Origin of the sequence: Kitasatospora sp. SC0581 (assembly GCF_048159585.1) — a bacterium.
In the GTDB taxonomy this organism is placed as follows: Bacteria; Actinomycetota; Actinomycetes; order Streptomycetales; family Streptomycetaceae; genus Kitasatospora.
Genome location: NZ_JBLRWA010000032.1, coordinates 1 through 13,376, shown reverse-complemented (window position 1 = coordinate 13,376; position 13,376 = coordinate 1). Strand labels below are relative to the sequence as shown.

The 13,376-nt window shown below is 71.9% G+C and carries 11 protein-coding genes and 1 pseudogene; 5 read left to right on the top strand and 7 right to left on the bottom strand.

Going from position 1 to position 13,376, the window contains the following annotated elements; all coding sequences use genetic code 11:
* Positions 1 to 66: 66 nt before the first annotated feature.
* The 3 genes from ACLWS4_RS31790 to ACLWS4_RS31780 are packed head-to-tail and all read right to left on the bottom strand — an operon-like array spanning position 67 to position 3,545.
* Positions 67 to 1,548 carry a LuxR C-terminal-related transcriptional regulator gene (locus ACLWS4_RS31790; protein ID WP_416875937.1) on the bottom strand — a complete coding sequence of 494 codons (1,482 nt, stop codon included), beginning with the start codon at positions 1,546 to 1,548 and terminating at the stop codon, positions 67 to 69.
* Positions 1,548 to 2,054: a LuxR C-terminal-related transcriptional regulator gene (locus ACLWS4_RS31785; protein ID WP_416875936.1), complete on the bottom strand. Its 507-nt coding sequence runs from the start codon at positions 2,052 to 2,054 to the stop codon at positions 1,548 to 1,550. The genes ACLWS4_RS31790 and ACLWS4_RS31785 overlap by 1 nt, the downstream gene beginning before the upstream one ends.
* A 36-nt stretch (positions 2,055 to 2,090) precedes the next feature.
* Positions 2,091 to 3,545, bottom strand: a complete 1,455-nt coding sequence (locus tag ACLWS4_RS31780) for a hypothetical protein (RefSeq protein WP_416875935.1) — start codon at positions 3,543 to 3,545, stop codon at positions 2,091 to 2,093.
* Positions 3,546 to 3,834: 289 nt separating this feature from the next.
* Between ACLWS4_RS31780 and ACLWS4_RS31775 the strand changes: the two genes are divergently transcribed.
* A complete protein-coding gene (locus tag ACLWS4_RS31775; RefSeq protein WP_387973318.1) occupies positions 3,835 to 4,584 on the top strand; it encodes an XRE family transcriptional regulator in 750 nt (249 codons plus the stop codon).
* A complete protein-coding gene (locus tag ACLWS4_RS31770; protein ID WP_416875934.1) occupies positions 4,581 to 5,051 on the top strand; it encodes an NUDIX domain-containing protein in 471 nt (156 codons plus the stop codon). Before ACLWS4_RS31775 ends, ACLWS4_RS31770 begins: the two co-directional genes overlap by 4 nt.
* Before the next feature lies 1 nt (position 5,052).
* Here the strand turns inward: ACLWS4_RS31770 and ACLWS4_RS31765 are convergent, their stop codons facing one another.
* The 3 genes and pseudogenes from ACLWS4_RS31765 to ACLWS4_RS31755 form a co-directional block, all read right to left on the bottom strand.
* A complete protein-coding gene (locus ACLWS4_RS31765; protein ID WP_416875933.1) occupies positions 5,053 to 5,598 on the bottom strand; it encodes an HD domain-containing protein in 546 nt (181 codons plus the stop codon).
* A gap of 130 nt (positions 5,599 to 5,728) precedes the next feature.
* Positions 5,729 to 6,001, bottom strand: a complete 273-nt coding sequence (locus ACLWS4_RS31760) for a transposase (RefSeq protein ID WP_416875932.1) — start codon at positions 5,999 to 6,001, stop codon at positions 5,729 to 5,731.
* 119 nt (positions 6,002 to 6,120) lie between these two features.
* Positions 6,121 to 6,612, bottom strand: a pseudogene (locus ACLWS4_RS31755) (transposase); the annotation flags it as partial.
* 129 nt (positions 6,613 to 6,741) lie between these two features.
* Between ACLWS4_RS31755 and ACLWS4_RS31750 the strand changes: the two are divergent.
* Positions 6,742 to 7,380, top strand: coding sequence for an HAD family hydrolase (locus tag ACLWS4_RS31750; RefSeq protein ID WP_388046840.1), 639 nt, complete (start codon positions 6,742 to 6,744; stop codon positions 7,378 to 7,380).
* Here ACLWS4_RS31750 and ACLWS4_RS31745 read toward each other — a convergent pair.
* The gene (locus ACLWS4_RS31745; protein WP_416875931.1) at positions 7,360 to 8,667 is read right to left on the bottom strand and encodes a helix-turn-helix domain-containing protein; all 1,308 of its coding nucleotides are present in this window, start codon (positions 8,665 to 8,667) and stop codon (positions 7,360 to 7,362) included. The two genes, ACLWS4_RS31750 and ACLWS4_RS31745, sit on opposite strands and share 21 nt — an antisense overlap.
* A gap of 460 nt (positions 8,668 to 9,127) precedes the next feature.
* On the opposite strand from ACLWS4_RS31745, the gene ACLWS4_RS31740 reads away from it, so the two are divergent.
* Both ACLWS4_RS31740 and ACLWS4_RS31735 read left to right on the top strand, forming a co-directional pair.
* A complete protein-coding gene (locus ACLWS4_RS31740) occupies positions 9,128 to 10,552 on the top strand; it encodes an esterase/lipase family protein (RefSeq protein WP_416875930.1) in 1,425 nt (474 codons plus the stop codon).
* A 16-nt stretch (positions 10,553 to 10,568) separates the two neighbouring features.
* The coding region (locus ACLWS4_RS31735) for an AAA family ATPase (protein ID WP_416875929.1) at positions 10,569 to 13,376 on the top strand (2,808 nt) is incomplete at its 3' end.

Sequence of the window (13,376 nt, the reverse complement as noted above, 5' to 3'; positions counted from 1 at the left end):
CCCACCGGGATCACTGGCCGGAAGCCGCCCGGATCGGGAGGCTCTCAGCGACGGAGGCGGTCCGGATCAGCCAACCCATAGAGGTGTTGGAGGCAGGGCGACGAGGCCGGTGACGAGGGCGACGGCAGCGGCGTGGGTGCGGCTGCCGCGCCACGAGAGCGCACGGACGACCCTGGCCTCGACGGTGCGGGCCTCGCGCAGGCTCAGCCCGGCGGCGTTCGCCCCGGCCTCGCTCATCGTCCCGGTGCAGATCAGCGTGAGCACGGCTCGCCCCGCCTGATCCAGCTCGGGCACGCGGTCGGGCAGCCCGGCGCGCAGCCGCTCGGTGCCGATCAGCTCCGTCGTGATCAGGCGGACGGCCAGGTGCGCGTCGTCCACGGCGCCGGCGCGTCGGCGCAGGTCGGCCAGGCGGTGACGGACCAGGTACTCCCCGGCATGGACCCGGCCGCTGATCTCGGCGATGGTCAGCCCCTCGGCGGCGAGTTCGGCGATCCGCCGCTCCAGCCCGTTCAGCTCGGGCGCAGGGGCACGTCGTGGCTCCGTCCGCGGAACGAAGCTCGTGGTCGCCAGGACCCGGCGGAAGCCGGCTTCCCCGGCCACGGGTACTTGATCGGCGGTGCACGCGAGCAGGAGGTCGTCGGCCGGGGCGCCGAGGCGGTGGGCGGCGGCCACGTAGGCGGCGGTGCCGTTGTGCGCGCCCTGGCGTACGGCGCAGGACCAGGCCGCTCTCAGCCCGACCACTTCGACGGCACGGTCCGGATCGACCGCTACTGAAGGAAGCACCAGAGCGCACGGGAGGCCGAGGGCCAGCGCCTGGTGCACCAGCCGGACGACGGTCGGCGCGGCCCCGCGAGGTGCGGCCCCGGCCAGGACCTCCGCCAGCGACGGCACTTCCGGAAGGGCGGCAAGTGCGCCGAGGTGTACGACCAGACCGCGCGTGGACCGGAGCATCGCGACGGCGCGCTCCACCGGATCGGAACGGTGGCAGAGCTCTGCCGGGGTCGTCGCTACGGGTCCGGACGCACCGGCCGCTCCCTTCGTCCGGTGGTGCCTGGTGCGGCCCTGGCCCGAATCGGCCGCCATGGGTGTGGTGAGCCCGGCCAGGGTGTCCCCGGCCGGGTCGATCAGCTGGTGTTCCAGTGCTCGGCGGACGGCGACAACGCGCTTGCGCGTGCCGAAGACGTCCAGCACGGCGTCCTCGTAGAGCTCCGCCGCGCGCTCCCGGACCTCCAGCGCGCGGGCGACGTCGAGGCGGTTCCCGCCCGCCGCCCAGATCCGCAGGATCAGCGTCTGCTCGTCCGTGAGGGCCGGCGGAGCACCCGTCGGGGCCGAACGCGTGAGCAGACCGGACTGCCACGCCCAGGCGAAGGCCTGGACCCGGTTCGCCGTCCCCAACCGGTCGTACGCCTGGCGCAGGTGGTACTTGACGGTGTCGACACTCAGATCCATGGCCGTGCCGATCGCCGCGTTCGTCATCCCGAGACCGACCCTGTCCAACACCGCGACGAACTGCGCGGCCGGCGCCGTGGACGCCACTTCCGTACGCATCAGCACGCCTTCGCCCGCTGCCGAAGCCTGCTGAGCTTCACGGCCGGCCAACCGACGCCGAGTGCCCGCAGCGGTACCAGGTCGCCGAGAACGGCCGCGGCGCTCGCCTGCTCCCGCGACCGGGCCCCGAGCGTCCTCAGGACGGTCTGGGTGTAGGTCTTCACCGTGTTCACGGCCAGGCCCAGGCGCTCGGCGGTGACGGTCGCGTCCTCGCCGCCCACCAGCCCGGCGAGGACGGCGATGTGCTGCGCCGACAGCGGGTTGCCGATGGGGTTCATCAGGTGCACCTCCTGCACCAGGCCCCATCCCGCGCCCAGGGCGGTGGCGTGGAAGCGCGACTTCGCTCCGATCTTCGGCAGCAGAGTGAGGATGGCAGCGCCGACCCTGGCCCGCTCGATCCCGGTGGCCCGGCTGATCGCCCCGTACAGGGCGCCGCGGGCCAGCTGTTGCAGGAGGAGGACGTCGGCCTCGGACAGGTCGGGCTTGACGGGGCGGGAGGTGGGCATGGCGGATCTCCAGCAGAAGCGGGGGAGGAGGGGAGGCTACGAGCGGTCGAGGGCGGCCAGCAGGGAGGGCCCGATCCGGCGGGCGGCGTGGGGGCCGATGGTCAGGACCAGGTCGCCCCGTCGGACGAGGGAGGCGACCAGCGACTCGGGGCCCGGCTGGTCCAGGCCGGGCTCGTAGCGGATCACCGTGCCCGCGGGACTGGCGGTGAGGATGCTCTCGCCGCCGTCGATGCGGTTGTGGTGACGGGGGAACGTCGAGTGGACGGGCAGCAGCACCGTCCGGTCGGCGGCCGTCAGGGCGTCGGCGATCAGGCCGGCGAGCGTGTTCGACCGCAGATGCCCGGAGGGCTCGTACACGGCCACCACCGCACCCTCGGTGAGCATCCGCGCGCCCTGGAGGTCGGCCTCGATCTCCCTCGGGTGCACGGCGATGGATTCCACGACGTCGATTCCACCGCTCGTGCCGAGCCGGGTCAGCGACCTCTCGACGCCGGCGAACGCGCCGAGCCCGTCGACGAGTTCGTGGCCGGGGACACCGAGCGCCCAGCCCGCGGCCCAGGCCGTTGCCACGGCCATGGCGGAGTTCGTCCCCGCGACCGGCACGGTGAAGGTGTGACGCTCGCCGCCGGCCTGGACGGTGACGCGGTGCTCCTCACCGGTCCAGAAGCTCCCGAGGACCTGCACGTCCATGTCGGCGCCGCGGCCGACGGTCACCACGCTCGGGCCCCGGCGCCGGCGCAGCCGGTCCGCGAGCTCCAGGCAACCGGGCTGGGCGGCCCACAGCACCACCGTCTCGCTCCGTCGGGCGAGGGCCTCCATCTGGTCCAGCGCCTCCTGCTGGTTCCACCAGCTCGGCGGTGCGGCGTCCGCGGCGGTGACCAGAGTCACGGCGGGGGTGAGGCCTTCGCCCAGGGAGCGGAAGCGCCAACCGGGCGGCGAGGCGTCGTGGCCGGAGCTGTCCGGGCACAGGTCCACCACCAGGAGCTCTCCGCCGCCGTCGTAGCCGGCGGAGTCCCCTTTGGGTGCCTCGGCGAGGATCCACCCGGGGTCGCGGCTGACGAGCGCGCAGGTGAGCGCGGCGGCGGCCATGGTGGTGGAGTGGCTGCCGGCGACGGCGACCGTGGTCGGCGCCGTCGCGGCCAGCAGCTCGACGGCCCGCCCGTAGCCCAGTATCGGAAGGCCTCGGCCGACGGCGTGGTCCAGGACCTCGTGCACCACGGTGTTGTCCCCGCCCCAGATCAGCGAGGCCGTCCCGGGAGTGGCCGCCCGAAGGCCGACACCGCACCGTTCGAGCCTTTGGAGCAGGTCGGGGCGGGAATCGGGGCGCGGCGGCGAGACCGTCACCCGAGCGTGCCTCCGGGCCAGGTAGGAGGCCAGGCCCGCGATGCCGGGGGTGTGGGGGTCGAGGATGTGGACGGCCGAGAGGAGGCCGGGCAGCGGCAGGGGCCGTCGAGGCGCCTCGGTGCTGTTCGCGTCGGCGGTCGCGTTCACGCCGCCTCCGTCAGAGCGAGCCCCTTGGGGCTGACGTGGATGTCGGCGAGGACGCCGGCGGTGCCGATCAGGTCGCTGACGACGGCGCTGAGGATGCACGGGATCATGGCGAGTCTCCGCAGATGAGCGGGTGGATTCGAGCCGGCCGATTCGATCCGGTCGAACCGGCGGAGACTCAGAATGCCGGTGGGGAGGGGGACATGATCAGGCCTGAGCTGGACGTCTTGGGACGTCCTCGGTATTCTCCTGGAGTCTCAATACGTCCCAAGACGTCCCATCCGGGGGTGCCATGGCGAACGAACGCCTTCGGTCCGCGCTGGTCGTCCGCGGAGTCACCGAGCGGGAACTGGCGGAGCACTGCGGAGTCGATGCCAAGACGGTGGAGCGCTGGATCCTCAAAAGCCGTGAACCGTACAGGCGGCATCGCCAAGCGGCGGCGGCCAAGCTGCAGACCGACGAGGACTACCTCTGGCCGGACGCGAAGTCGGAGACCCGGCGCCTGGACGAGGCCGACGCCGAGATCGTCCATGTATACCCCCACCGCTCCTCCGTGCCACCGGAGTTGTGGTTGCAGTTCGCCCAGCGCTCGGCTGCCGACATCGGCGTGCTCGTCCATGCCGGCGTCCATCTCGCCGAGAACCCGCGCTGGCACCGGGCGCTCGCCGAACGGGCTCGGGCGGGCGTCCGGGTCCGTCTGCTGCTCGGTGACCCGGAGAGTACGGAGGTCGCGCGACGGGGCGAGGAGGAGGAACTCGGCGAGGGCGTCGCGTACAAGGTGCGCGAGGTCATCAAGCTCTACCGGCCGCTCTACGGAACGCCCGGCATCGAGTTCCGGACGCACCGGTCCACGCTGCACAACTCCTTGTACTGGTTCGACGACGAGATGCTGGTGAACACCCAGATCTACGGGGTGAGCGCACCGCTCACCCCGGTGCTCCACCTGCGCCGCGTCGTCGGCGCCCAGCTGGTCTCGACCTACCGGCAGAGCTTCGAGAAGGTCTGGGCCGGTGCTGTTCCGCTACCAAGGCAGGAATCGTGAGCCGGACCGACTACTTCGACGATCCGAAGGCCCCGGAAGCCCAGCGAATCGTGCCCGCCGTCACCGCGTTCGTGGTGAACGAGCGCGGCGATCTCCTGTTGGAGCGGCGCTCCGACAACGGCCGCTGGGGTATGCCCGGCGGGGTTCTGGAGATCGGCGAGAACCTTCCAGGGGCCGTCGTGCGCGAGGTGCGGGAGGAGACCGGTATCGAGGTCGAGGTCACCGGCCTCGTCGGCACGTACAGCGACCCCGGGCACGTGATCGAGTTCTCCGACGGGGAAGTGCGCCAGGAGTTCTCCCTGTGCTTCCGGGCGCGGCCGGTCGGCGGCCGCCTCACGGCCAGCTCCGAGTCCTTCGAGGTCCGCTGGGTTCCGCGAGCGGAACTCGAAGGGATGGACATCGCCCCGACGACCAGGCTCCGCCTCGACCACGGCTTCCGGAACGAGCCGGCCCCACACCTCGGCTGACTCAGGCGCTGGCGGACTCGGCCAGCCGCTTCGCGACCCGGTCGACCATGGCCAGCAGCGCCGGGCGAGCCGCGGAGACGGCACGGTGGACGACGTGGCCGGTGCCGTACCGGTGAAGGACCTCGTCGAGCCGGGACACCGGGTCGACCACGGTGCCGTCGGGTCCGCTCGTGAGATCGCAGTACGTGATCGCGTCCAGCAGGTCCGACGGCGGTCGGCGAAACTCCGCGAGCGCGGCCGACAGTCCCAGTTCGGCCGCTTCCCACTCCGAGGACGAGTGGTAGGCGACGAGCGAGCAGACCTCGGCATGGACACCGATCCGACGCAGGTACCGGGCGCCGTCGATCATGTGCTGGCCGGTGTCGACCGCCGAGGGCGCGTACCCGACATCGTGAAGAACTGCGGCGACACGCACCAGCTCCTCGTCGCCCCCGAGCGTCGGGCCGAGGAGCCGGGCCTGCTCGAATACCTGACGGGAGTGCGCCCAGCGCAGGGGGATGTCCGTGAGCAGCGATTCGGCGGTCCGGTACGCAAGGCTCAGGTTCATCGCTCAAGGCTAGTAGTGCTTTGTCAGGTCGGGGCTGGCATTGGCCTGGATATCGTTTGGTGGCAGGTCGGGCATATGCCGTTCCAGGTCGCCAGGAGCTGTTGGAGGGCTCTGACGGCCTGGTAGGGGGTCATGCCCGAGCAGGCACTTCTGGGCGAATCCGGACCAGGGTCACGAAGAGGTGGGTGGCGGTGACGAGGGTGACGTGGCGGTGCCGGCCGGCCCACGAGCGTCCGTCGAAGTGGTCCAGGCCCAGGGGAGTCTTCAGCTCGCGGTAGTCGTGCTCGATCCGCCAGCGGATCTTGGCCAGGCGGACGACATCCTCGACCGGTGTCGGCGGGAAGGTCGGACACCCAGTAGTGGGAAGGCTCGGCCAGGTGGGCGGGCCATTGGCAGCCAGCACGTGGGCAGGGTGCCGTCTTCCTTAAGCTGGGGCCGCCGCCCGGCTGGCGGCCCGTATGATCTGGCAGTTCCCGACCTGGCCGAGTGTCCCGGAGTACCGGCGGGCCACCCCGGGCGAGCTCGTGCCGTCCTTCGGGACCCGGTCTCGTGGATCACCCAGGCAGCCGGTTTCAGCGACTGCACGGCCCGGCAGGCGATACGGGCGCGGACCTCGTCCAGGGGCCAGGTCGAGGTGGTGATGAACTGCTGCAGGCGCTGGTGGTCGATGCCGAGGCGCTCAGCCATCGGCTGCATCGACTTGTGCCGTCCGTCCAGCAACAGACCACGCGGATGGCTCAAGTCCTTGTCCTGCTGGTCCGAGCGCTGCAGCGGAGCGAGTATCTCCGCCGCGAACTCCTCCAACTCATCGTGTAACGCTGTTAGTTCGTCCGGATTCACACCGGCAACGCCGAACACCCGACCTGCCCAAGCCCTGCGCAGCGCGTGACAAGGCACTACTAGCTGTTCCGCACCTTCGGCGGCGGCCCGCGCGCCGGGCGCCCGTGGCCGAAGTTCACCGTGGACAATGAGCGCGACCAGGTCGAGTCCCGCGCGCGCAACCCTCGAGGGCATCGACTGGAGGTTTCGCGGTCACCCGGCCAAGGCGTCAGCAACACTTACTGGCCGCAGAGTTGGCGAGTCGTTGCGTGGGTTTGACGGGGGCTTGTTCCCGGAGCCTGGCGGGCGGCCTAGGCTGCCGGGATGACGACATCTCCGGCGACCGGGTTCGGCGCGGTGGTATTCGACTTCTTCGGTGTCCTGACTTTCAACATGGTCGAGGTGATCCAGGCGTTCGAGGATCGGGAGAAGATCGTCCGCGGGACGTTCCTTCGCGGGTGGGCTTCACCGGAGGGACAGGAGCTGTTCCGTCGGCTCGAGCTCGGCCAGATCACCCAGGAGGAGTGGAACTCGAGGTTCGGCGGCCTGATCGGCGTCGAGCCTGCCGGCTTGATGGCGCGGTACCTCCACGACGCCTTCCCCGCCTACCCGGTGCTCCGCGTTGCTCGCCAGGCGCGTGCAGCCGGGATCAGGACGGCGGTGCTGTCGAACTCGCTCGGCCGCCAGCCGTTCGACCCGTACTCCGGATTCGACCTCGCCGGTACGTTCGATGCGGTGGTGCTCTCCGCCGACGTCGGCGTACGCAAGCCGGATCCGGCGATCTTCCGGATCGTGTTGGACCAGCTCGGTGTGGGCGCGGATGAGTGCCTGTTCGTTGACGACAGTGAGTCGAACCTTGAGGCCGCCGCCGGACTCGGGTTCACGCCGTTGCTCGGGTTGGACGAGGACGTGGTGGCCCGGCGTCTGCGCGAGCTGCTGCACCTACCCGGCAGCGGCCTGTAGGAAGTCCGCGATGGGCCGGTAGGCGGCGTGCGGGGCGAGTTTGACCCGCAGTCCCTTGAGCTGGGAGGAGGAGCGGGCGGAGTCGACGGAACCGAGGCAAGCGGCCGCCTGCCAGGCGGCGGCGACGGCCGCATCGAGGTCGTTCAGGACGAGGTGGGCCTCGGCGGCGCGGGCCAGGTAGATGGCATGGCTGCGGGGAAATTCTTCGTCGACGCTGGGGTGTGCCCGCATGCCGGCCTCGAAGCGGCGCAACGCCTCGGCCGGGTCGCCGAGGTCGAGCGCGCACGAACCGGCGATCATCTCCACCTCCGACCTGGTCACCCAGTAGAGGAACTCGGGTTCGTCGTCCTGTGGGCCTCTGTCCAGCATGTCGTGTGCCAGGCGGAGTTGGCGGCCGGTTGCCGCCTTGGCAGTGGTCTTCGACATCGCACGGGCGGTGCGGGCGGCCAGCATCGCCTCCATGCGGGGGGTGCTGTGTCGCCGCAGCTGCGAGCGGGCGGTCTCCAGGAGGGCCACCGCGCGGTCGGCCTGGCCGGTGGAGTAGAGCTGGACGGCTGCGAACGAGATGGTGTAGATGCCCCCGGTTGCGTCGCCTGCTTCGGCGGAGGCGCGGAGGGACGCGTCGAAGTACCGCTGGGCAACATCGGGGCGGCCTTGGTCGAAGGTGTACCAGGCGACCTGCCGTGCGGCTTCACCCGCGAGCCGGAGGAGGCGGTTCGCGGCAGTGCCCCGGTAGCGGCCGGCCTTGAGGAGGGTCACCGCGAGCGACAGTTCCCCGGAGGCCTGCCTGCGGACCTCCCCGCTGCCGAGCTCGTCGTCCAACCTGCGCAGGAGCTCGAGTCGGCCGGCCATGTTGACCAACAGGGCCGTGCCCCCGGCGCTCTGCGCGCTCTCGACGGGTGCGCTGGGGCGGGCGATGCCCAGAGCGCCGGCCCATCCTCCCGCTGATGCCGACATTGCGGCACCGGCCTTGACGAACCCCCGGCGATCCACTCGGCCTGCTCTCCCGTCCACGAGGTCGGCGAGGACCGTCAGTGCCGTTCCGTCCTGACCCCACGGAACGGCGGACGGCGCAGTCTTGGCGTTGGCCAGCTCCTTCTCGAACTTGCCGTCGGTTCGCAGCGCGCGGTCGTAGGCCGCGGCCACGTCGATGGTCAACGATCTGTTCCCGTTCTCCACGTTACGCAGATACGCCGGTGTGAAGCTCGTTGCCTGGGAGAAGTGCGCCCAGGACATCCCGGAGTCCCGGCGCGCCTGCCGTAGGTCGTTCCGTAGTCGCTCGGACATCGCGACGCTCCTCGGGATTTGGGATCGCTTGTGGATCGGCCCCAGCCATTGTTCCCGGGACGCTGGCGGTGTGTGCTCGGTTCAGCACAGATTGCCACTTCCGCCTGGTCGGAGCTGGGCCCCGGCCCGTTCAGGAATGACGTGTGGGATATCGCCCGCAGCACCCGTTCACCACCCGCCGGAGATCCCGTACCGGCTGCTGCTCACCGGCAGCAGCGACTCGAACCGCGCCCACTGGGCAGCGGCCAGAACCTCCTGCATTCCACAGCACTGCCAACGGCCGACGCCGGACAGCGCGATTCTTCGGTGAAGCCTGCACCCGGGCGGGTGCGCTGCTCTATCGTCGGACGGCATGGGGATGGCAGGGGCTGACGGGTTGGGGCGCGGGGCGCCGTTCACGGGGGCACCGCCTGTGTTCGGCGACCGGACCCGGGACGCGTGCGTGGTGGTGCCCGGCATCATGGGCAGCGTCCTTGAGGACACCGCTATGGGCCGCCCGTTGTGGGGTGTCAACCTGGCGACGCTCACCGACGCGCTGAGCGGCGATGCCCTGTTCGCTGCCCTGCGGGCGGACGCCCAGGAGCGGGAAGCCGATGCCGACACCGCCCGGCGGGCACCGCTGACCCGCGTCCGTGCGACCGGCCTGCTCGCCAAACCGTGGTGGCTGCCCGTCTTCCAGGGGCTTGACCCCTACGGCAGGGCGGTCGAGGCCCTGCGGAAGGTCACGCTGGCGCCGGAGGCGGTGGAGCCGTTCCCCTACGACTGGCGGCTGGCGGTCGCCTACAACGGCGCGCTGCTGGCCCGGAGGGCCCGTGCGCACCTGGAGTCGTGGCGGGAGCGGGTGGCGGCGGTGCCCGGGTGGCGGGCGGCCGGCGCGGCGCGGCCGCGGCTGGTGTTCGTGGCGCACTCGATGGGCGGGCTGGTGGTGCGGGCCGCGCTGGAGCAAGACGTGGAACTCGCGGCCGACACCCGGGCGGTGGTCACCGTCGGGACGCCGTTCCTGGGCTCGGCGAAGTCCGTCCTGGCGCTCAACGCTCTGCACGCCGAGGCCGAACCGGGCCGGCTGGTGCGGCGAGTGCAGGCGATGGCGGCGACCCTGCCCGGTGTCCACGACCTGCTGCCCGGCTACCGCTGCCTGGACCGGGGTCTGGAGGTGGAGCGCCTCACCGCGGGTGATGTCGCCCGGTTCGGCGGCGACCGGGACCTGGCCGCCCGTTCCCTGGCCGAGCGCGCACGCCACCGTGGGAGCGGGTTCGTGCTGCCGGGGCACCGGGCGGTCGTCGGTGAGGCCCAGCCGACCGTGCAGACCCTGGAGGAACAGCGCGCCGGCCTCTCGGTCGTCGCGGGCCGCCACCACGCCTTCGACGTCGGCGACGACGGCGAACTCGTCCGCGATCCGGCCACCGGCATCCCCGCCCGCCGCGACGCCTCCGGTGACGGCACCGTCCACATGCCCTCCGCCCGGGCCGGCACCGAGGCCGTCCACTACGTGTTCGGCCAGCACGGCACACTGATGTCCCACGACGAGGTCCTGCGGCAGATCCGCCGCATCGCGCTGGAGCGCCCGCAGGGCACCGACCTCGGTGACGGCACCGGCGACGGGCCGGGCCTGGAGACCCCTCACCTCGGCGGGACGCTCGGACAGCCGCTCACCCTCACCGTCACCGGCCTCGACACCCCGGCCGGGGCGAGCCTGAGCGTGCGCTCGGCGACCACCGGCCGCCCCGGCCACCCCCTGACCCTGCGCCGCGACCCGGACCGCACGGACGGGGCCCTGTCGGCGCGGTTCACCGCAGACGCGCCGGACCTGTACAGGGTGGCCCTGAACACCGGCCGGCACGCGCCCCTGACCCAGCTCGTCCTCGTCACCCCTCCCGACGCCTGACCCCAGAGATCCGCCCATGACCACTCCCCACGCGAACACCCCGCCCTCCCAGCTGCCCCCCGGCCCGGGCCGCACGACGGCCGGACCGGTCCCCGAGGACGGGGGCGTCGAGCTGTTCCCGGTCAACTTCACCGCCTACCGGAACCACGTGGAACTCGACACCGAGCAGCACGTGCGGGCGATCGCCGACCTGCTCGCCCCCTACGGCCTGCACGTCAACCACTGGGCGGCCCCGGAGAAGGAACGGGACCGGCAGGCGGTCGAGGACCGGCTCGGCGACTGGAAACGCCTCACCGCCTCCCACCGCGGCAACACGGTGCTCTACTGGGTCGGCCACGGCAGCGCCGAACACCTCGCCCACCACCGCACCCCGGCCCCCATCGACGACGGCGTCCACCCGGAGGACGTCGCCCGCGCCATCGGCCGCCGGCGACTGCACCCCGACGCGGAGGACAGCTGGGCCGTCGTCGTCCTGGACGCCTGCTTCTCCAAGGACTTCGCCCGCAAAGTGCACGGCACCCTCATCAGCGAGTACGGCGACGCCGACCGGTTCCTGCTGCTGTCCACCGCCGCCGAGGGCCACGCCGAACTCGGCGACTTCACCCGGGCCCTGGAACACGCCCTGACCATCACCTTCCTCGGACAGAAGACCATCGGCCTCGCCGAACTCGGCAGCCAGCTCGCCCGCGAACTCCGCGGCTACCGCGCCATCAACGTCGACGACCACCGCGACCGACTGGTCCGCACACTCCCCGACGTCGCCTCCGCCGTCTCCGCGCCCCTGGACCAGATCGCCGAACTCCAGGCCGTCATCGACCGCCTGCCCGCCGACGAACAGCGCCACTTCCTCCCCAAGGCCTCCGGTGCCGAACTCGGCGAACTCGCCTGGTACTTCCACGGCCGCACCGAGGAACGCGACACGATCCTCCGCTGGCTCACCACCACCGCAAGCGGCTCCCTCGTCGTCACCGGCCCCGCCGGCTCCGGCAAATCAGCCCTCCTCGGCCACATCCTCCACCACACCAACCCCCAGCTGCGCGACGTCCTGATCCGGCACGGCCACCTGACGCCCCTGCCATCCGAAGTCCCCTGCCCGGACGACCCGTTCGACCTCACTGTCCACCTCTCCGGCCTCACCCTCACCCACACCGTCCAACTCGTCGCCCAGGCAGCCGGCCTGCCCGACCTCGCCCGGCAAGCGGCCGACGGCCAGCCACCCTCCGACCTCGTCGCCCGGCTCCTCGGACGCCTCCGCGACCGGCAGGCACCACTGACCCTGCTCTTCGACGCCCTCGACGAGGCCGAACAGCCCCTCGTCCTCGCCGACACCCTCCTGCGCCACCTCGCGGACCTGCCCCGGGTCCGGATCGTCATCGGCACCCGTAGCTCCACCAAGGAAGGCCCCGACCAGCCAGCCCCCGACGACACCGACATCCTCGACGCCCTCCGCCCCCGCTCCCACTCTCACGGGACCGGCCTGGAGTACGTCGAAGTGACGCAGAATCAGGACGCCCTCGCCGGATACCTGCGGGCCAAACTCCACGCCGCCCGGCAACAGCGCACCCTGGACGCCGACGAGGCGACCATCGAGGCCGCCGTCCGCCGACTCGTCACCGACCAGCAGCAGGACGGCACCGAACCGCAGCAGTTCCTCTACGTCCGCCTCGCCGCCCACGAACTCCTCAACAACCCCACCCTCCTGGCCGACCCCACCGCGCTGACCGGCCGCACCCACCGCCAACTCTTCACCCAAGCCCTGCAACGCCTCCACCACACCAACCCCCACTACACCCCCCTGCTACGCTCCCTCGGCCTCGCCCAGGGCCGAGGCCTGCCCGACCAGGACGGCATCTGGGCCCGCACCGCCGACGCCCTCACCCCCGAAGGCGCGGGCCACACCGGCGCCGGCATCCCCGGCCTGGTCCGCGACGCCGCGCCCTACCTCGCCCTCGACCAGGAACACGGCCAGAGCGTCTACCGCCTCGCCCACCGCACGTTCACCGAACACTTCACCACCACCCCCGACAGCCCTGCCGCCCATGCCGCCATCACCACCGCCCTGGCCCGGCAGGCCCGCCACAGCCTCGCCACCCGGACTTCCAGCGGCGGTGCCGTGCGGCCCGGGGACGTCAGCCCCTATATCCGCCACCACCTCATCACCCACGCACGGCTCGGCCACACCGCCGGAGCCCTGCAGACGCTCGCCGACCACCCCGATGTCCTTGACACCCTCGACCTCGCCGGCATCACCGCCGCCACCCTGTATCGCGGTCTGCCCCCGAACGAAGTGCCGCCCGCCATCGCCGGAACCGTCCTCTTCCAGAACCACATCCACGAGACCGGCGCCGACCAGTACGACCACGACATGATCGGGTGGCGCCGATGGTGGCGCCGACTGGGCACCGCCTACATCCAAGGCACCCCGCCCCCCGCCGAAACCCACGCCCACAGTCCCGCGACATGGCCGCCCAGACTGGTCGGCGGCGCAGTCCGCCGACGGCAGCTCCACCTCCAACTCGTTGGCCATGACGGTGCGGTGGGGGCGGTGGCGGTGTTCGCTGCGCCGGACGGGACCCCCCGCCTCGTCACCGGCGGCAACGACGGGACGGTGCGGATCTGGAACCCCGCCACCGGCACCCAGGACGGCGAGTTCCTCACCGGATACGGGTACGGCGGGGTGGGGGCGGTGGCGGTGTTCGCCGCGCCGGACGGGACCCCCCGCCTCGCCACCGGCGGGTACGACCGGGCGGTGCGGATCTGGAACCCCGCCACCGGCACCCAGGACGGCGAGTTCCTCACCGGCCATGACGGTGCGGTGGGGGCG

Coding starts and splice junctions, on each gene's coding strand:
- ACLWS4_RS31790 (WP_416875937.1), bottom strand. CDS start 1,548: ATGCGTACGGAAGTGGCGTCCACGGCGCCGGCCGCGCAGTTCGTCGCG.
- ACLWS4_RS31785 (WP_416875936.1), bottom strand. CDS start 2,054: ATGCCCACCTCCCGCCCCGTCAAGCCCGACCTGTCCGAGGCCGACGTC.
- ACLWS4_RS31740 (WP_416875930.1), top strand. CDS start 9,128: ATGGGCAGCGTCCTTGAGGACACCGCTATGGGCCGCCCGTTGTGGGGT.
- ACLWS4_RS31775 (WP_387973318.1), top strand. CDS start 3,835: ATGGCGAACGAACGCCTTCGGTCCGCGCTGGTCGTCCGCGGAGTCACC.
- ACLWS4_RS31765 (WP_416875933.1), bottom strand. CDS start 5,598: ATGAACCTGAGCCTTGCGTACCGGACCGCCGAATCGCTGCTCACGGAC.
- ACLWS4_RS31750 (WP_388046840.1), top strand. CDS start 6,742: ATGACGACATCTCCGGCGACCGGGTTCGGCGCGGTGGTATTCGACTTC.
- ACLWS4_RS31745 (WP_416875931.1), bottom strand. CDS start 8,667: ATGTCCGAGCGACTACGGAACGACCTACGGCAGGCGCGCCGGGACTCC.